The sequence below is a fragment of the Micromonospora sp. CA-244673 genome (assembly GCF_050948395.1).
Taxonomy (GTDB): Bacteria; Actinomycetota; Actinomycetes; order Mycobacteriales; family Micromonosporaceae; genus Micromonospora.
The window spans coordinates 3,484,803-3,501,603 of the sequence record NZ_CP192019.1 but is presented as its reverse complement, the minus strand read 5'-3'; the positions used below and the strand labels follow the sequence as shown (position 1 = coordinate 3,501,603).

Sequence of the window (16,801 nt, the reverse complement as noted above, 5' to 3'; positions counted from 1 at the left end):
CGGGGTGCGCGTCGGTGGCTTCGTCCCACGCGTCATGCAGTTCGAGCATCTCGCGCGGCGAATTGAGCCACACATAGGCTCCGCTGCTCAGCCAGCCGCGCCGCAACCACGACTCACCTTGGAGGTAGGCCCGCCACTCGACCGGCAGAGGTCGAACCAGTGCCTTGTCGGCGTCGATGAACTCCTGGTCGTTCACCGGGCCGCGGTACTCGGCCTCCTCGACGATCGCGCCGACGAGGTGGGCGTTGAGGTCGGCAAGCTCCTCGGCGGGGATCCAGTACTCCAGCACGTCGCGGCCACCGGCCTGGTGAACCTCGTAGCGGTCCAGGTACGAACGCTGAACGTCGAACCGGGTCACGTAGCCGACCCCACCGGCGGGGACGTTCCACTCGCGGGCGATCTTCGTGGCGTACCAGCGGTTGAGCACGGGGTAGAAGATCGGCTGGTCCGGCAGGCGCGGTGGCCAGGCCCGCCACCCCGACGTCGCCACGAGGTCGAGTTCGGCCTGCCCGGTGGGCCGCCACAGGGTGACCGTGTCGGAGTTGTCGATGATCTGCTCCTCGCCAATGGTGGCTGTGGGTGGTCGTGGCGAGCCACGCGTCCACCATTCTGGTGGTATCGGCCCCGAGCGTTTCCGTGGCCCGGCCGGCTCGGTCATCGATTGACGAACCCGTCGCCGACAGGGCCGCGATGCAGGTCTGAGGTCAAGCGCCGGCTGGCCTGCCCGTGGCCCGCTAAGGCCGCGGTGGCAGGCTGCTGTGGTGTTTGCGGAGCCGCGCGGTGACTACTCCTGGGTGTTCGACCTGGTGGCGACCGATCCGGTCACGCGCCACCGTGCGCTGGACCGCCATCAGGCACTGCTCGCGGCAGCGAGCGACGCGTTGCACCGGTCGAACGCCCTGTGGTCCGCGCACTACCGGTCGAGGTCCAGTCAGTCTCGCCTCGGGGCGGCGATGGACCAGGCGCACGCCGACTTCCGGTGGCATGAGGCGCAGACGATCCACGGGCCTCTCCACGCTTTCCGGGACGCCGCGGACGGTGACGGTGTGGCCCGCGCGATGTGGGCACCGTTCGCGGTGCTGTACCTGCGGTGGGAGGCGGAACATCCCGACGAGTGGAGTGCGCCGCAGTCGTGGATGTGGTCGCGCTGGGAAACCAAGGAGATGCTCCTTCGCCGGCTCGATCGCGGCGGTCTGCCGGAGGACATCCAGGCTCCGATCGCTGAACTGGTCCTTGCGGCGCTGAGAAGGCCCTACCGGTGCAAGGACTGGACGTACGCCTGCCTGGTCCGGCACCTCGACGACCCGCTGTTCCTCAGCGAGGTGGAGGTGCTGGCTGCCGCCGATGACCCCCTGGCCCGGCTCCGAGCGCAGTTCGTTCTCCACGTGGCCACGGACCGCGAGCAACGGATCACCCGCACGAGCTGGCGACGGTGGCTCACCGCGGTCGGCTGACCTCCTGGCGGCCGGCACGCCCATATCGCGGGTACCGGCGACCGCCCTCCAGCGTGAGCCGCGCCTCACCGTCGTCGGTGCTGATCGCCACGCAGGTCTCGCGGGTGTCGAGAAGCCAGCCGGCCGGGCGGCAGCTCCGCCCACCGTCGGGCCCCGGCCAGCCCTCGCTCACCAGGTGGTCCCACATCCGTCGGGCCACCTGGTCGGCCGACTCGCCCGCACGGCCGACGAGTGGGTATGAAACGGCGCAACGACCGGTGCCGCACTCCGCGTCGCCGCCCGCGCCCCGAACGGCGAGTCCGCCGGGCAGCGGGCCGAGTTCCTGCACCGACGGTACGAACCCGTCGTCGTTGAAGTCCCAGGCCGCCACGGGGATGCAGCCCAAGGCGACGAACAAGGCAAGACCGACCCCGATCCGGTACGGCCAGCGCCGGCCCGCCCGATCGTCGTCGCCCCTGTCGCCGAGCCTGCGGCGCTGCGCCTTCACCGCGACGAGCAGTGTCACGGCAACCCCGACGAGCAGCAGCAGGCGCGCCTCCACCGCCGCCCGAGGCTGGACCCCGGTGAGGGTGACCGAGGCAGCCGCGACCAGGGTCAGCGCCACCAGCACCACGCCGGTGAGCCAGCGCAGCCGGGCGACGGTCAGCCACACAAAAAACGCCACCAGGGCGACGACGGAAGCGAAGAGCACGGACTGATGATCTCGTGGCGGCGGGTTCCAGGCGTACCGCACGGGGTGGCTCCGACACCGTGGGGTCGCCGGTCCCCTGGTCGGCGAGTTGGTCTCTGGCCGGGCGATGAGTTTGAGATGCTGCGGCGGTCCACCTGTCGACACCACCTGACTCGAAGGGACCGCCCGATGGCAAAGGTCATCTCCACGCTGTTCATCTCGGCCGACGGTGTGGCCGAGATCGACCCGGACTGGCACTTCCCGTACTTCGACGACAACATGGGCCGCGCCGTCGCCGAGGACTACGACACCGCCGACGTGCTGCTGATCGGTCGCGAGACCTACGACAGCTTCGCCGGCGCCTGGCCGGACCGCGAGGCCGCGGGTGGGGACGACGCGCCGTTCGCCAAGCAGCTCGGGGACATGCGCAAGGTGGTCGTGACGCGCCAGCCGCTGGAGTTCTCCTGGCGCAACTCGGAGCTGATCAAGGACGATCTTCTCGACGCGGTCACCGCGCTCAAGGCCGACGCCGGCAGCAGGGGAATCCTCATTCCGGGGTCGATCTCCGTGGTGCAGCAACTGCTCGCCGCCGGGCTCGTCGACGAACTGCGCCTGCTGGTCCATCCGGTGGCGGCGCGTAAGGGCCGCAAGCTGTTCGACGACGGCGACGCCCCGTACCACTTCCGGGCGACGGCGACGGAGGTCTTCCCCACCGGCGTGATCCGCGTGATCTACGCGCCGGTCGCGGAGCCCGCCAAGGTCGGCTACGACGACGTCAAGGACCAGGTGCCCGGAGGCAACTAGTGCTTCAGCCGTAGACCTTGATCTTCATGGCTGCGCGGTTGCCGGCCGCTGGTCGTGGCTGCGGCGTGCACGGGCTTTTGCCGTCGACGCCACCGGAACCGGTAGCTGGGGCTCTCGACCCGGTAGTGGGCGCCGGCATCGAACCGCAGCTCGCCCTCAAGCCGGCGCGCGTCGTCCGGCACCTGGCGGTACGGCGCCAGCACATGCATGATCGCGATCGACGGCGGGAGTATGTCCGGATCGATGGTCGTCCGCGGTGCTGCCCACGGCCTGCTGCTCATCCCGCGCTCACCGTCTGTAGCCTCGGCCCCTATGAGTTGGCTGCCTGGCGACTTCGTCCACCCCGTCCACGTGCCCGTGCCCGACACCGCGCTTCACCTGCGGCCGATCCGGGAGGCGGACGCGGCGCGCGACTACCCCGCGGTGATGGGCTCCCGGGAGCGCTTGTGGGAGATCTTCGGCCCGGCCTGGGCCTGGCCCTCGGAGACGATGACCTCTGAGGCGAACCGCATCGACCTGCTGCGGCACGAGAGGGAGATAGCCGCGCACCAGTCGTTCAACTACGCGCTGCTGGACGAGGAGGAGACGGCGATCTTCGGCTGCGTCTACATCGACCCGCCCGAGCGCACCGGCTCCGACGGCGAAATCGCCTGGTGGGTGGTGGACGAGCTTGTCGGGGGCGAGGTGGAGCGCGCGTTCGACGCGCTGGTGCCGCGGTGGATCGCCGCCGACTGGCCCTTCCAGCAGCCCCGCTATCTGGGCCGCGACATCGCCTGGCAGGACTGGCTCGCGCTGCCGCGCGCCTCGTGACCCGGCCGGATCGTGTCGGTCCCGCCACCGGCGCTCGCTGACCAGGCTGACGCCGGCGGGGAGCCGCCGCACCGGCATCGGTCCGGACCCGTACCTTGAGCCGGTGCCTACCCTCGCGCGAACGCCGATCACGGCCCGTACGGTGCGGCTGCTCATGCCGGTGGCCGCGCTGCTGTTCCTGGGCCTCGCACTGCTGATCCGCGTCGTCGACGACGGGGCGCTGCGGCAGTACTCCGGCACCGCGCTGTACGCGTCGATGGTCTGGGCCGGCGTGCTGTTCCTGCGGCCCCGGATGGCGCCGGTGCCGGCCGGGACGGTCGCCACCGTGTTCTGCTGGTTGGTGGAGTGCGCGCAGCTGACCGGGCTGCCGGCCGAACTGTCGGCGCGGAGCCTGGCGGCGAGGCTGGCGTTGGGCGTGCAGTTCGACCTCGTCGACCTGGCCTGGTACCCGGCCGGCGTGGCTCCCCTGGTGGTGCTGCACCACCTGGTGCGCGCTCGGGCCCGCCCGAGGCCGCAACCGCCGCGCGACGCCGTCCCCGCGCCGGCGCATGTGCCCGTAGCTGTCAATCGAGGCCGAGACCGCGGCGTCCGATCCCGTTGAGGTCCTCGAAACGGAAGCGGTTGGGCCAGTCCCGCTCGTAGTGCTCGGCCGGGAAGTCGCTCGGGCTCGATCCGGTCCGGAACGCCTCTCGCACCTGAGCCGCGTACCGCTCGTTACGCGGGCACCAGGGCGCGGCGGGGATGTACATGACGTTGCCCCAGCCCTTCTGGTCCGCCACGGGGGCCACGCTGTGGATCATGTCGCAGTGCCACCAGACGGAGTCGCCGGCCCTGACGTCGGGGATGCCGGCTAGAGCCTCCATGAGCGGGGCGTGCCACTTGTGGCCGGCCGGGAAGACCTGGTTGACGGTGACGCCGCACATGTCGTCGTCGGGCACGTCGCTCAGCAGCGGGCGCAGCATCAGGTAGGCCATCGCCTCGGGGATCGGCACGGTGTGCAGGACGCCCTGGTCGTGGTCCATGTCGGACAGCGCGGTCCACCCCTGGAAGGTGCGGAAGGCCGAGCACATGGTCGAGCCGGGGTACTGCGGGCCGCTCGTGCGGTGGGCCGCGTCCCACGGGTCGTACTGCTCGACACTGCCGTCGAACAGGTGCCGGAACGCCTTCTGGTAGGCCTGGGTCATCCAGAGGTCGAGGGTGCCCGGGTCGAGGTGGGTGCCGAGGCCGGCCGAGTCGGCGCCCTCGGGGCGGCGGCGGATGCGGTCGGGGTAGAGCGAGTCGCGGTCGGGGTCGAACCACCGCACGCCGTCGGACTCGTGCTTCCACTGGCCGTTGAGGAACGCCTGGACGGTGGCCATGCGCTCGCTCTGCCGGGCCTGCATCTGGGCGGGCGACCAGTAGATCGGGTAGATCTCGGGCTTGGAGCCCACGCTGCCGAAGAAGTCGTCGCCCGGACCGCGGTAGTTCTCGAAGAAGCTGTTGCTCTCGACGTAGTCGACGATGTCCCGGTCCCAGGCCAGGGCCGTGTCACGTGCGAAGTGGCCACGCACGACCAGGCAGCCGCGGCGCCGCAGCAGGGCGACCTGCTCGGCCGGGACGGCGCCGGCGGCGATGTCGGCATACTCGATGACCGGCCAGATCGTCTCGCCCCGGCGGCGGGCCGCCGAAATGTCGTCGACGGCGGCCTGGACGCGCTGCTCGACGACCGCGAAGACCTCCTCGACGGTACGGCCGGAGGAGGCGATCCGCTCCCGCAGCGCCTTCTTGATCTCGCGGGTCGCGGCCGTGAGGTCGGTCGGTGTCTCCTCCCAGTGCGGCAGCCCGGCAGTCGTCGTCACGGCGGTTCCTTCCAAGTCAGCTCTCCTTACTTGAAGGACCCTACGCGCTCCCCCGAATTCAAGGCAAGAGCCCTGACTAGAATCGGTGCGTGGAATCCGCCAAGCCGTCGCTGGATCTGGTCCGGTCGCTGACCGACGAGCACGTCCTGCGGGCGCTGATGCGACACCGCCGCCTCACGCGGGCCGAACTCGCCGTCGAGGTCGGCATCTCCAAGCCGACCGCCGGCGAGAGCGTGCGCCGGCTGACCGAGCGCGGGCTGGTCGCCGACACCGGCGAACGCACGCCGGGCGGACGGGGCCGTGGTCGGGTGGGCTCGTACTACGCGCTGGCGCCGACGGTGGGGGTGGCGCTGGCGGTCACCATCGCCCCGGAAGGCGTGGTGGCGGAGTGCCTGGACGTCTACGGCGACACCCTGGCCCGGGCGGTCCGCCCGATCGACCGGCCGGCCCAGCCGAGCCAGGTCTCGTCGGCGTTGCGGGCCGCGGCGGCGGAGGCGGGCGCCGCCGCCGGTCAGCCGGCCCGCCTCGCCGTCGTCGGAGCAGCCGACCCCGTGGACCGTGCCACCGGCCGGCTGGTGCACCTGCCCGACGCGCCCTTCCTGGTCGGCGAGCTGGACCCGGTCGCTGTTCTCTCGCCGTACGCCGGTGGAGCGGTCGTGGTCGACAACGACGTGAACTGGGCGGCCCTGGCGGAGCGCGACAGCGTCGGCGCGGAGCAACTGCGCGACTTCGCGTACCTCTATCTGGGCGAAGGCCTGGGATGTGCGATCGTCAACGACGGCCAGGTCCGGCGCGGGCGCAGCGGCCTGACCGGTGAGATCGCCCATCTGGTGACTGCCGGGCCGGGCGGCCGGGCGGTCCGCTTCATCGAGCTGTTCGAAGAGCTGGGTCTGCGCCTCAGCGGGACCACGGCGGTCGACACCGCGCGGCTCCTCGACAGCTCGGCGGCCACCCGCGAGACGATCGGCACCGCCGTCAGCGGGGTCGTCGCCGCCGTGGTCGCGCTCGCCGACCCGCAGGAGGTCGTCGTCGGCGGCTCCTGGGGCCCGGCACTGATCGACAGCATCCGCGCGGCGACCGCACGGATGCCGCGACAGGTGTCCGTCCGGCCCGCCGAATTGACCAGCGAGCCGGTCCTGGCCGGTGTGCGCGCCGAGGCGCTGCGACGCTTGCGGTCATCGGTCACCGCCAGCAGCTGATACCGCTGGTCGGCCTCATCGGGGCTAACGACGCGATGGGAGGCGTGTGGGCCCGGCCGGCCTGCGCCTCATGGGCGCCATCAGATCGGGCAGGTCGCGGCCGGTCGGGCCGTTCTGGTAGCGGTGCTCACATCTCCACGGTCCGCACCGCCGGGCGGTCCGTGCAGGGCCACTGGTCCCGAAATCCGCCGGCATCGGCCCGCCTCGGGCGCAGAAGCAAGCCGAGCCGGAGCCGCGACGAGACGAGCCGGAGCCGCGAGGAGACGGGCCGGAGCCGCGAGGAGACGGGCCCGGGCGCCACGTGATCCGTGGCGCCCGGGCGGTCGGGCCTGCGGTCAGGGCACCATCCAGCTCAGGACCGGGGAGCCCTGGAGCGCGACCAGCACGCACATGAACAGCAGCAGCACGAGGCTCCAGCCGAACACCTTCCGGAAGATCTCCCCCTCCCGGCCGGCCATGCCGACCGCGGCGGCGGCGATCGCCAGGTTCTGCGGGCTGATCATCTTGCCCAGCACCCCGCCGGACGAGTTGGCCGCGGCCAGCAGCAGCGGATCCAGCCCGGCCCGGGCCGCCGTCTGCACCTGCAGCGCGCCGAACAGCGCGTTGGCGGAGGTGTCCGAGCCGGTCACCGCGACGCCGATCCAGCCGAGGATCGCCGACAGGAAGACGAACGCCCCGCCGGCCGCGGCGAGGAACGCGCCGAGGGTGTTGGTCTGGCCGGACTGGTTCATCACGTACGCCAGGGCGAGCACCGCCATCACCGTGACGATCGCGTAGCGCAGCTCGACGTAGGTGCGGCCGTACGCGCGCAGCGCCCGACCCGCGGAGACCCGCAGCACCAGCGCGGTCAGGATGCCGGCGAGGATCATCAGCGTGCCCGCGGCGGGCAGCCAGTTGAGGGTGAACGTCATCGAGGACAGCGGCTTGCCGTTGCCGCCCAGGAGGTCCAGCCCCGGCCAGTCGAACTTCACCGTCCAGGGTTCCTTCGCCAGGGCCGTCTTCACCGCGCCGAGGTTGGCGACGGAGAAGATCGCGATGATGATGAGGTAGGGCGCGTACGCCCGGGCGACCTCGGCCGGGGTGTCCGCGATCCGCCGGCCGCCCGTGGTGGCGGCGCGCACCTGGTCGGTGGGCCGCGGCTCCAGGTCGTCGTCGCGGTGCCGGCCGACGGGAGCGGTCTCGTCGATGCGCGGATCACCCGGTGGGGTCTCCCCACCGGAGCCGCCCAGCCCGGGGGCGGCGGTGCTGGTCGTACCGGAGCGGGTGCCCGCGGCGGCGCGGACACTGCCGGGGCCGGCCAGCTCCGCGTCGACTGCCCCGCGGGCGGCCGGCACGGCGGCTGCCTCCGGCTCGCGGCCGAGGTCGGCGGGGGTGACCGGGCGCCAGACGCGGACCAGCAGCACCACGGCGGCGGCCGAGACCAGCGCGGCGACGATGTCGGTCAGCGGCACCGAGATGTAGTTCGCCGCGACGAACTGCGCCAGGCCGAAGCTCACCCCGGCGACCAGCGCGGCCGGCCAGGTCTGGCGGATGCCGCGCCGCCCGTCGACCAGGGCCACCAGCATCAACGGTACGACCACCGCGAGGATCGGGGTCTGCCGGCCGACCATCGCGCCGAGGGTGTCGACGGTGAGCCGGGGGTCGGGGTTGGCGCCACTGCTGACGCTGGCCAGCGTGACGATCGGGGTGGCGAGCGCGCCGAAGGCCACCGGCGCGGTGTTGGCCAGCAGCGACACCGAGGCGGCGTGGATCGGGCGGAACCCGAGCGCCATCAGCATCACCACGGTGATCGCCACCGGCGTGCCGAAGCCCGCGAGGGCCTCCAGCAGCGCACCGAAGCAGAACGCGATGATGATCGCCTGGATACGCATGTCCGGGCTGACCCGTTCGAAGGAGCGGCGCAGCACGTCGAAGTGCCCACTCTCGACGGTGAGGTTGTAGACCCAGATCGCGTTGATGACGATCCAGAGGATCGGGAAGAAGCCGAAGGTGGCGCCCTCGGTGGCCGAGAGCACGGCCTGCCCGATCGGCATGGCGTAGACGGCGATGGCCACGATCAGGGCGACCACGAGGGAGATCACGCCGGCCAACCAGGCCTTGACCTTCATGACGCCGAGCAGGACGAAGAGGGTGAGCAGGGGTAGGACCGCGAAGATGGCCGAGAGCGCGACGGAGTCACCGACCGGATCGGTGACGACCTTGAACTGGTCGAACATGGGTCACCTCGACGCTTGGGGGGACGGGGGTCAGCGGTGACGGTGGATCCCGCCGTCAGGACGGGGTTCGCTGGTGCAGCAACTCCTCGACCCCTCGTCCGCGGATCGAGGCGTCGAGGACCTGGGCGGTGTGTGCCAGCGCGATGTCGCCGCCGGCGCGGGTCACCGAGGCGGCGACCTGCATCAGGCAGCCGGGGTTGGCGGTGACGAGCAGCCGCGCCCCGGTGGCCAGTACGGTGCGGGCCTTGCGGTCGCCGAGTTCGGCGGCCGGCCCGGGTTGGAGGATGTTCCAGATGCCCGCCGAGCCGCAGCAGATCTCCGGATCGGCGATCTCCCGCAGTTCCAGGCCGGGGATGTCGCGCAGCAGCTGGCGGGGCTGCGCGCGGACGCCCTGGGCGTGGGCCAGGTGGCAGGCGTCGTGGTAGGCGACCGTCACCGGCAGCGGGTGCCGGGTGGCGACCTGGCCGAGCTCGACCAGTACCTCGGAGAGGTCGCGGACCTTGCCGGCGAAGTCGGCGGCGAGTGTCGCGTAGCGGGGGTCGTCGCGCAGCAGGTGGCCGTACTCCTTGAGGGTGGAGCCGCAGCCGGCGGCGTTGACCACGAAATAGTCGATTCCGGCGGCGGCGAACGTGTCCACCATCCGGCGGGCGAAGCGGCGCGCCTCCTCCTCCCGTCCGTTGTGCGCGCTCAGCGCCCCGCAGCAGCCCTGCCGGTCGGGCAGGATCACCACCTCGCAGCCCTCGGCGGCGAGCACCCGGGCGGTGGCGGCGTTCACCTCGGGGAAGAAGGCGCCCTGCACGCAGCCGGTGAGCATGCCGACGACGGCCCGCCGGGTGCCGACGGCGGCGACCCGCTGCGGCGGGCGGGCGGCCCGGCCCAGCCGGGGTGCGAGGGACTCCACCGCCGCGAGGGTGGGTGCCAGCCGGCGCAGCAGCCCGCTGCGGCGGACCAGCCGGGGCAGGCCGGTGGCCTGATAGGCCCGCAGTGGCCCGCGCAGCAGCCGCAGCCGCCTCCGGTACGGGAAGAGCGCGAAGATCGCCGCCCGCAGCGCCCGGTCCCGGGGGCCGCGGCGGTGCCGGCGTTCGACCTGCTGGCGGGTGGCCCCGATGAGCCGGTCGTACTGGACGCCGGAGGGGCAGGCGGTGACGCAGGACATGCAGCCGAGGCAGCGGTCGAAGTGGGTGACCATGGAGTCGGTGAGCGGTTCGCCCTCCAACCCCTGCTTCATCAGGTAGATCCGCCCGCGTGGCGAGTCCATCTCCTCGCCCCAGAGCACGTAGGTAGGGCAGGTTGGCAGGCAGAAGCCGCAGTGCACGCAGTCGCCGATCAGCTCGGCGGGCGGCGGGTGGTGCTCGTCGAAGGCGCCGACGCCGGGCGGCTGGGCGGCCGCGCCGAGCACGTCGCGGGGACCGCTGGCCGGCTGGCTCCCGCCGGGTGAGGTGACCGGGGTCGGGCCGGGCTGCTGGGGGATGCTCATCAGATCCCTCCCACGAATCGGCCGGGCGCCAGCCGGGCGTCCGGATCGAAGCGCTGCTTGACCCGGCGCATCAGCTCCAGGCCGTGGACCGGTCCCCACAGGTCGACCCGGTCCCGCACGGCCGCGGGCGCGGTGAGCACCACCGTGTGCCCGCCGGCGGCGGCGGTCGTGGCGCGGAGCGCGTCCACCAGGCCGGCGACCCGCTCCGGGTCGGATGCGCCGGGCAGGCCGGCGTAGAGGACACCGACGCCGGCCGAACCACGCAGCGCCAGCGGCAGATTGTGCCGGTCGGCCGCCGCGCGGGCATCGGCCAGCAGCCGGGGTACGCCGGAGAGCGCGGCGGTCAGCTTGAGGCCGACGTCCCCGTCCCGCCACGGACGGCGTGCCCAGCCTTCGGGCGGCCGGTCGGCGTCGGTGGCGTCGGCGCCGAGCAGCCGGCGGGCCGCGGCGGCCCGGGCGGTCACCCCGGCCGGGGTGCCCTCCAGCAGCACGGTGACGGTCGCTCGCCCGCCGGCCGGCGCGTCCACCTCCAGCGCGGTGGGTACGAGCTGGGCCGCCCGTACCGTGGCGGCCAGGCGGCCGGCCTCGGCCACGTCGTCCACTGCGCGGGAGACGTATGCGACGGTGGCGGGCAGCGGGTGCAGCCGGAACGCGCACTCCGTGATCAGCCCCAGCGTCCCGTACGCGCCGGTGACCAGCTTGCCCAGGTCGTAGCCGGCGACGTTCTTGACCACCTTGCCGCCGGCGTGCGCCACCACCCCGTCCGCGCGCACCAGGGTGACCCCGATGAGCAGGTCGCGGACCGTTCCGTAGAGCATCCGGCGCGGGCCGCTGGTGTTGGTGGCGACGGCGCCGCCGACGGTGCCGCCGGGCAGCGGTGCGTCGAGGGCGAGCTGCTGCCCGGCGCCGGCCAGGGTGGCCGGCAGCTCGTCGAGGCGGGTGCCGGCGCGGACCACGGTGATCAGGTCGCCGGCGGCGTGCTCGACCACCCCGGTCAGGGCGGTGGTGTCGAGGATCAGGTCGAGTCGACGGGGTGGACTCCCCCAGTCCTGCTTGGTGCCGCCGCCGCGGAACGTGACGGCCAGGTCGAGCGCGGCCGCCGCGCGCAGCAGGGCGGCGGCCTGGCCGGTGTCCCGGGGGGCGGCGACGTAGCGGGCCGGCACCCCGGCGACGGTGTCGTGCTCACCGGCGGCGCGGACGGCCTCGGCGGCGGCGCGGAGCTGGTCGAGGGTCCGGTCGGCGGGCATCAGAACACCTCCGCCAGTCCGGCCTCCTGCGCCGGGTGGACCCCCTTGTGTCGACCCGGCACCTCGCCGCAGAGGCGGGGCGTCGGGAAGACCTTGCCGGGGTTGGCCAGCCCGTCCGGGTCGAACGCGCAGCGCAGCAGCTGCATCGTGTCCAGGTCGTCGTCGGTGAACATGCGGGGCATGTACTTCGCCTTGTCCATGCCCACGCCGTGCTCCCCGGTGATCGAGCCACCGTGGGTGATGCAGAGGTCGAGGATCGCGCCGGAGACCTCCTCGGCGCGGACGGTCTCGCCGTCGACGGCGGCGTCGAAGAGGACCAGCGGGTGCAGGTTGCCGTCGCCGGCGTGGAAGACGTTCGCCACCCGGATGCCGCGCTCGGCGGAGAGCTCGCCGATGCGGCGCAGCACCTCCGGCAGGGCGGTCCGCGGAATCACCCCGTCCTGGACGATGTAGTCCGGGCTGATCCGCCCCACGGCGGCGAACGCGGACTTGCGTCCCTTCCAGAACAGCGCCCGCTCGGCGTCGTCGGCGGCGATGCGGATCTCGAACGCCCGGTTCTCCCGGCACAGGCTCTCCACCCGCGCGAACTGGGCGGCGACCTCCGGTTCCGGCCCGTCCAGCTCGACGATCAGCACCGCTCCGGCGCCGGGCGGGTAGCCACAGTGCACCGCCGCCTCGGCCGCCTCGATGGCCAGGGCGTCCATCATCTCCACCGCCGCCGGCACCACCCCGGCCGCGATGATCGCCGAGGTCGCCGCACCGGCCTGGTCGGTCGTGGAGAACGCGGCGAGCAGGGTGCGTACCGACTCGGGCAGCCGGGTCAGCCGGACGGTCACCTCGGTGGCGATGCCGAGGGTGCCCTCGGAGCCGACGAACGCGCCGAGCAGGTCGTAGCCGGGGGCGTCGGGGGCGCGGCCGCCGAGGCGTACCCGGTCGCCGTCCGGGGTGACCAGCTCGACGCCGAGGACGTGGTTGGTGGTGAAGCCGTACTTCAGGCAGTGTGCGCCGCCCGAGTTCTCCGCCACGTTCCCGCCAATGGAGCAGATCTGCTGGCTGGACGGGTCCGGCGCGTAGTAGTAGCCGTACGGGGTGGCGGCCCGGGTGACCGCCAGGTTGATCACGCCGGGCTGGACCACCGCCCGCTCGTCGTCCGGCGCGATCTCCAGGATGTCGCGCATCTGCGAGGTGACCACGAGGACACCGTCGGCGCGGGGCAGGGCGCCGCCGGAGAGCCCGGTGCCGGAGCCGCGGGCCACGAACGGCGTACCCGCGGCGACGCAGGCCCGCACGACGGCGGCGCACTGTTCCGCGTCCGCCGGGAGCGCCACCAGCGCGGGGATCACCTTGTACTGGGCCAGCCCGTCGCACTCGTAGGTGCGCAGCTCCTGCCGGTCGCTGATCACCCGGTCGGCGCCGATGGCGGCCCGCAGGGCGGCGGCGAGAGCGTCGAGGTCCGTCGGGGTCCTGCTCATCGCCACCTCCACCGTCGCGTCGGTCGTCGGTCAGGGCATCCGTTCGTACGCGGGCACGGTCAGGAAGTCGGCGAACTCGTCGGCGACGGCGACCTCCATGAACAGCGCCCGGGCGTCGGCGTAGTCACCGGGAGCACCGGGCAGTGTCGCGATCTCCTCGTCGGCGATCCGTTCGACCAGCTCCCGGGTGACCCGCTCACCGGTGTCGTCGAGGGTGACGTCGTTGTGCAGCCACTGCCACACCTGGCTGCGGGAGATCTCCGCGGTGGCCGCGTCCTCCATGAGGTTGTAGATGGCCACCGCGCCGGAGCCGCGCAGCCAGGTGGCCAGGTACTGCACGCCGACGCTGACCGCGTTACGCAGCCCGCCCTCGGTGCGCCGGCCCGGGGTCGACCGGACGTCGAGCAGCTCGGCGGCGGTCACCCGGACCTCGTCGCGGGTGCGGTCGAGCTGGTTCGGCCGGTCACCGAGGACCTGGTCGAAGACCTCCCGGCAGATCGGCACCAGGTCGGGGTGGGCGACCCAGGAGCCGTCGAACCCGTCGCCCGCCTCCCGCGTCTTGTCGTCCCGGACCTTCGCCAACGCCGTCTCGTTGACCTGCGGGTCCCGGCGGCTGGGGATGAACGCGGCCATCCCGCCGATGGCGTGCGCCCCCCGCCGGTGGCAGGTCCGCACCAGCAGTTCGGTGTACGCGCGCATGAACGGCACGGTCATGGTCACCGAGTTCCGGTCGGGCAGCAGGAAGTCGGCGCCCCGGGTGCGGAACTTCTTGATCACGCTGAACATGTAGTCCCACCGGCCGGCGTTCAGCCCGGCGGAGTGCTCGCGCAACTCGTAGAGAATCTCGTCCATCTCGAACGCGGCCGGGAACGTCTCGATGAGCACGGTGGCCCGGATGGTGCCGCGCGGGATGCCGAGGCGCTCCTGCGCGAGCAGGAAGACGTCGTTCCACAGTCGCGCCTCGAGGTGGCTCTCCATCTTGGGCAGGTAGAAGTAGGGTCCGGCGCCGTGGTCGAGCTGCCGGCGGGCGCAGTGGAAGAAGTAGAGGCCGAAGTCGACCAGGCTGCCGGAGGTGCGCTCGCCGTCGACCAGGATGTGCTTCTCGGTGAGGTGCCAGCCGCGCGGCCGGACCAGGATGGTGGCCAGCTCACCGTCGTGCAGGGCGTACTGCTTGCCGTCCGGCGAGGTGAAGTCGAGCTTGCGGTCGATCGCGTCGCGCAGGTTGAGCTGGCCGGCGATGACGTTCTCCCAGAGCGGGGTGTTGGCGTCCTCGTGGTCGGCCAGCCACACCTTCGCCCCGGAGTTGAGCGCGTTGATGGTCATCTTGGCGTCCGTCGGGCCGGTGATCTCCACCCGGCGGTCGACCAGGCCCGGCGCGGGGTCGGCGACCCGCCAGTCGGACTCGCGGATCTCCCGGGTCTCGGGGAGGAAGTCGAACGGCGCGCCCGCGGCGAGCTCGGCCTCGCGCCGCTTGCGCCGGTCGAGCAGTTCGCGGCGGCGGGCGTCGAAGGCGCGGTGCAGGTCGGCGAGGAAGCTCAACGCCTCGGGGGTGAGGATCTCGTCGTACCGGGGGTGCATCGGCCCGGTGACCTCGATGCCGGCAGGGTTGGCCATCGACTCGCTCCTCACCGTGATATGTGTCGCGATCTATCCGGTGGTGCTCCCGCCGACTGTAGTTCTCGCTGGTCATGGCCGCGAGTTGAGCGGCGGCACAGTGGCCGGGAACGGTCGGTCCACTGCGGCGAGCGGTGCCTGACGAACGGCGAACGGTCGGATCGGGCTGGTGCTCAGGGTTCCTCCTCCGACCAGCGGTGCAGCGCAGCGGCCATCTGGGCCAGGGCGACATGGGCGGCGTCGAACAGGGCCAGCTTCCGCGGGAAGTTGTGGATGAGCCCCTGGTAACGGGCCGCGGTGACGGGAACGCCCGCCGCCAGCAGCCCGGCGGCGTACCGCTCCCCCTCGGCGGACAAGAGGTCGAGTTCGGCGGTGATGACCACGGCGGGCGGCAGGCCGGTGAGGTCGGCCCGCAGGGGGTCCAGATCCGGTTGCGTGCGGTCCACGCCGGGTGGGGCGAACGCGTCCCAGAAGAACCGCATCTCCTCCCGGTCCAGCCCGTACTCGTCCAAGGCCGGGTAGTCGGCAGCGGGGTCGATGACCGGGCAGACGAGGAGCTGTCCCGCAAGCCGGGTCCCGGCGTCCCGGGCACGCCGGGCGGTCACCGCCGCCAGGTGCCCTCCCGAGGAGTCACCGGCCACCGCGATCCGGGCCGGGTCGAGGCCGTGCCGAGGCGCCTCCGGCCCGCGCAGCCAGGTGAGCGCGCGCACCATGTCGTCCAGCGGGGCCGGGTACGGATGCTCGGGCGCGAGCCGGTAGTCCACGGAGAGCACGGCCCAGCCGGACGCGGCCGCCAGGTGCCGGCACAGCCCGTCGTGGGTGTCCACGCTGCCCATCACCCAGCCTCCGCCGTGCGCGTAGAGGACCACCGGCAGCGCGTCGTCAGCTCCGTCGCGGTAGAGGCGGGCGGGCACGCCGCCGGCGTCGACGGTCATCACGGACCGGATCGCCGGTCCGCTGCCCACCTCGGCGGGAGTCGCCTGGAGCATGCTGAGCCGTGCCGCCGGCAGGTTGGCCCGGGTGAGCGGGACACGCTGCTGGACTAGCATCGCCGCCCGCGCCTGCGGGTGGAGCCGGCTGGGATCCACCCGGTCAGTATCGCCGGCCCGGCGGATGGCAGTGTTGCCGACACGGCGGTGCCGGACGGGCGAAGAGACCGCTACGGTCGGGACCGTGGACGAGCTTCTGCCGGCGCTGCCGGAGGACTGGGACCGCTGTCTCGCGGTGGCCGCACACCCCGACGACATCGAGTACGGTGCGGCCTCGGCGATCGCCCGCTGGACCGCTCAGGGCAAGCAGGTCACCTACCTGCTGGCCACCCGGGGCGAGGCGGGGATCGACGCGATGCACCCGGACCAGGCCGCGCCGTTGCGCGAGGAGGAGGAGCGCGCCGGGGCCCGGGAGGTCGGGGTGGACGTCGTGGAGTTCCTCGACCACCGCGACGGCGTCGTCGAGTACGGTCCGGACCTGCGCCGCGACATCGTGCGGGCGATCCGCCGCCACCGGCCCGAGGTGATCGTCTCGGGCGCGTTCACCGTCCGCATGGTGGGCGGTATGACCAACCAGGCCGACCACCGGGCAGTGGGACTGGCGACGCTGGACGCCGCCCGCGACGCGGGCAACCGGTGGATCTTCCCGGAACTGGTGGACGAGGGGCTGCCGCCCTGGGGTGGTGTGCGCTACGTCTGCTTCGGCGGCGCCGAGCGCCCTACACACGGCGTGGACGTCACCGGTGAACCGTTGCGGCGCGGCATCGCCTCGCTGGCCGCGCACGCGGAATACACCCAGGGCCTGGGTCTGGCCGGACCGGAACCCGGGCCGTTCCTGACCTGGGCGGCGCGTCAGGGCGGGCCGGCGCTGGGCGTGGAGGCGGCGGTCCTGTTCGACGTTCACACCCTCGCCTTCGAGGGCCCACCACCCTGGCTCTGAGCCTGCCTGAACCCTCTCCGCGGGGCGTGGCGTGCGGACGGTAGCCAGTCCGGCGGCGCGCCGATGACCAC

Annotated in this window: 15 protein-coding genes and 1 pseudogene; 6 read left to right on the top strand and 10 right to left on the bottom strand. The window is 72.8% G+C overall.

Going from position 1 to position 16,801, the window contains the following annotated elements:
- Nucleotides 1-202: 202 nt before the first annotated feature.
- Nucleotides 203-619: pseudogene (locus ACQP12_RS16280) on the bottom strand (hypothetical protein); the annotation flags it as partial.
- A gap of 142 nt (nucleotides 620-761) precedes the next feature.
- Here ACQP12_RS16280 and ACQP12_RS16275 point away from each other — a divergent pair.
- Nucleotides 762-1,454, top strand: coding sequence for a hypothetical protein (locus ACQP12_RS16275; protein WP_433288898.1), 693 nt, complete (start codon nucleotides 762-764; stop codon nucleotides 1,452-1,454).
- Here ACQP12_RS16275 and ACQP12_RS16270 read toward each other — a convergent pair.
- Complete coding sequence (locus tag ACQP12_RS16270; RefSeq protein WP_433288896.1) at nucleotides 1,438-2,145, bottom strand: hypothetical protein; 708 nt, start codon at nucleotides 2,143-2,145, stop codon at nucleotides 1,438-1,440. The genes ACQP12_RS16275 and ACQP12_RS16270 overlap by 17 nt on opposite strands.
- Nucleotides 2,146-2,313: 168 nt before the next feature.
- Between ACQP12_RS16270 and ACQP12_RS16265 the strand changes: the two genes are divergently transcribed.
- Nucleotides 2,314-2,928: a dihydrofolate reductase family protein gene (locus ACQP12_RS16265; RefSeq protein WP_433288894.1), complete on the top strand. Its 615-nt coding sequence runs from the start codon at nucleotides 2,314-2,316 to the stop codon at nucleotides 2,926-2,928.
- Here the strand turns inward: ACQP12_RS16265 and ACQP12_RS16260 are convergent.
- Complete coding sequence (locus tag ACQP12_RS16260; RefSeq protein ID WP_433288892.1) at nucleotides 2,925-3,209, bottom strand: hypothetical protein; 285 nt, start codon at nucleotides 3,207-3,209, stop codon at nucleotides 2,925-2,927. The genes ACQP12_RS16265 and ACQP12_RS16260 overlap by 4 nt on opposite strands.
- A gap of 31 nt (nucleotides 3,210-3,240) precedes the next feature.
- Between ACQP12_RS16260 and ACQP12_RS16255 the strand changes: the two genes are divergently transcribed.
- Together ACQP12_RS16255 and ACQP12_RS16250 are read left to right on the top strand one after the other, a co-directional pair.
- A complete protein-coding gene (locus ACQP12_RS16255; protein WP_433288890.1) occupies nucleotides 3,241-3,738 on the top strand; it encodes an N-acetyltransferase in 498 nt (165 codons plus the stop codon).
- 103 nt (nucleotides 3,739-3,841) lie between these two features.
- Complete coding sequence (locus ACQP12_RS16250) at nucleotides 3,842-4,339, top strand: DUF2809 domain-containing protein (RefSeq protein WP_433288888.1); 498 nt, start codon at nucleotides 3,842-3,844, stop codon at nucleotides 4,337-4,339.
- Here ACQP12_RS16250 and ACQP12_RS16245 read toward each other — a convergent pair.
- Nucleotides 4,302-5,576, bottom strand: coding sequence for a DUF1479 domain-containing protein (locus tag ACQP12_RS16245; RefSeq protein ID WP_433288886.1), 1,275 nt, complete (start codon nucleotides 5,574-5,576; stop codon nucleotides 4,302-4,304). The two genes, ACQP12_RS16250 and ACQP12_RS16245, sit on opposite strands and share 38 nt — an antisense overlap.
- Before the next feature lie 89 nt (nucleotides 5,577-5,665).
- Here ACQP12_RS16245 and ACQP12_RS16240 point away from each other — a divergent pair, with 89 nt between their 5' ends.
- Nucleotides 5,666-6,775: an ROK family transcriptional regulator gene (locus tag ACQP12_RS16240; RefSeq protein ID WP_433288884.1), complete on the top strand. Its 1,110-nt coding sequence runs from the start codon at nucleotides 5,666-5,668 to the stop codon at nucleotides 6,773-6,775.
- A gap of 335 nt (nucleotides 6,776-7,110) precedes the next feature.
- Here the strand turns inward: ACQP12_RS16240 and ACQP12_RS16235 are convergent, their stop codons facing one another.
- The 6 genes from ACQP12_RS16235 to ACQP12_RS16210 all read right to left on the bottom strand — a co-directional run bounded on the left by ACQP12_RS16235 (nucleotide 7,111) and on the right by ACQP12_RS16210 (nucleotide 15,889).
- Nucleotides 7,111-8,991, bottom strand: a complete 1,881-nt coding sequence (locus tag ACQP12_RS16235) for an L-lactate permease (protein ID WP_433288882.1) — start codon at nucleotides 8,989-8,991, stop codon at nucleotides 7,111-7,113.
- A gap of 55 nt (nucleotides 8,992-9,046) precedes the next feature.
- Nucleotides 9,047-10,468, bottom strand: a complete 1,422-nt coding sequence (locus ACQP12_RS16230) for a (Fe-S)-binding protein (RefSeq protein ID WP_433288880.1) — start codon at nucleotides 10,466-10,468, stop codon at nucleotides 9,047-9,049.
- Nucleotides 10,468-11,715: an FAD-binding oxidoreductase gene (locus ACQP12_RS16225; RefSeq protein WP_433288878.1), complete on the bottom strand. Its 1,248-nt coding sequence runs from the start codon at nucleotides 11,713-11,715 to the stop codon at nucleotides 10,468-10,470. Before ACQP12_RS16225 ends, ACQP12_RS16230 begins: the two co-directional genes overlap by 1 nt.
- Nucleotides 11,715-13,187 carry an FAD-linked oxidase C-terminal domain-containing protein gene (locus ACQP12_RS16220; protein ID WP_357949121.1) on the bottom strand — a complete coding sequence of 491 codons (1,473 nt, stop codon included), beginning with the start codon at nucleotides 13,185-13,187 and terminating at the stop codon, nucleotides 11,715-11,717. Before ACQP12_RS16220 ends, ACQP12_RS16225 begins: the two co-directional genes overlap by 1 nt.
- A 30-nt stretch (nucleotides 13,188-13,217) precedes the next feature.
- Nucleotides 13,218-14,801, bottom strand: a complete 1,584-nt coding sequence (aceB, locus tag ACQP12_RS16215) for a malate synthase A (protein ID WP_433288876.1) — start codon at nucleotides 14,799-14,801, stop codon at nucleotides 13,218-13,220.
- Nucleotides 14,802-14,974: 173 nt separating this feature from the next.
- Nucleotides 14,975-15,889 (bottom strand): alpha/beta hydrolase, encoded by a 915-nt coding sequence (locus ACQP12_RS16210; protein WP_433288874.1) that lies wholly within the window; start codon nucleotides 15,887-15,889, stop codon nucleotides 14,975-14,977.
- 85 nt (nucleotides 15,890-15,974) lie between these two features.
- Between ACQP12_RS16210 and ACQP12_RS16205 the strand changes: the two genes are divergently transcribed.
- The gene (locus ACQP12_RS16205) at nucleotides 15,975-16,730 is read left to right on the top strand and encodes a PIG-L deacetylase family protein (protein ID WP_433288872.1); all 756 of its coding nucleotides are present in this window, start codon (nucleotides 15,975-15,977) and stop codon (nucleotides 16,728-16,730) included.
- Nucleotides 16,731-16,801 lie beyond the last annotated feature (71 nt).